Annotated in this window: 2 protein-coding genes; both read left to right on the top strand. The window is 54.1% G+C overall.

Annotation, left to right across the window (positions count from 1 at the left end):
- The first annotated feature begins 223 nt into the window (after nucleotides 1-223).
- The gene (gene relB / locus ACYVG7_RS10070) at nucleotides 224-463 is read left to right on the top strand and encodes a type II toxin-antitoxin system RelB family antitoxin (protein WP_042044878.1); all 240 of its coding nucleotides are present in this window, start codon (nucleotides 224-226) and stop codon (nucleotides 461-463) included.
- A complete protein-coding gene (locus tag ACYVG7_RS10065) occupies nucleotides 453-737 on the top strand; it encodes a type II toxin-antitoxin system RelE/ParE family toxin (protein ID WP_139731036.1) in 285 nt (94 codons plus the stop codon). The genes relB and ACYVG7_RS10065 overlap by 11 nt, the downstream gene beginning before the upstream one ends.
- Nucleotides 738-819 lie beyond the last annotated feature (82 nt).

The raw sequence follows: 819 nt of genomic DNA, 5'->3' as shown, positions 1-819 counted from the left end.
GGGGCGTTACGGTAAATCCGGCGCCCCTTTTTGTTGTCTGTTGTCTTGGCCGGACATCGAGGGAAGCTGCAGGAGTGGTTTCACTGTCTGCGCCGGACATTCAGGAGCCCTCTTCACGCCGGTGCTGCGGTTACCCAGATTGCCATCTCGGGCATGTCGCCATGCTGCTGCTCAGGGTGTAGTATGTAGCATATTGTAAACATTGTAGTGTCGAGAGGGGCGTATGAGCGTGATGTCTGTCCGTTTGCCGGACGAGGTAGAGCAACAGTTGGGGCAGTTAGCCCAGTCCACTGGCAGGACTAAATCCTGGTTGGCCAACCAGGCTATTAAGGATTATTTGGCGCGTGAGGCCTGGCAGATCACGGAGGTAGAAGCCGCCTTGCGTGAAGCGGATGCGGGTGACTTCGTATCTGAAAAAGAGATGATGGCGAAGTTCAATCGGTGGGGTATCAATGCAGGTTAAATGGCTGCGTAAGGCTGCGCTGAACCTCGAAGATGCTCACGATTACTTGGCAAAAGAAAACCCCAGGGTTGCCCAGGAGTTTGCGCACGAGGTGTATCGCTTGGTTAATCTGCTGGTCGAACAGCCCTCGATGGGAAGGTCGGGACGTGTCCCAGGTACGCGCGAGCTTGTGGTGCAACCTTACCCGTTCCTCATTCCATACCGAGTAAAGGGAGAGGAAATCCATATTTTGAGGGTGTTTCATACCCGGTTACGGCTGCCTAGTCACTGGTAGTTGGATGTTGCCCGTTAGCCCCATGCCTGGCATCCATCAAGCCACTAAATAGCAAGGGAAGGTGCGAACAAGTTCCTGATAT

It is taken from the genome of Pseudaeromonas pectinilytica (assembly GCF_054780855.1).
This window is presented reverse-complemented; position numbering and strand designations above follow the sequence as displayed.

Coding starts and splice junctions, on each gene's coding strand:
- relB (WP_042044878.1), top strand. CDS start 224: ATGAGCGTGATGTCTGTCCGTTTGCCGGACGAGGTAGAGCAACAGTTG.
- ACYVG7_RS10065 (WP_139731036.1), top strand. CDS start 453: ATGCAGGTTAAATGGCTGCGTAAGGCTGCGCTGAACCTCGAAGATGCT.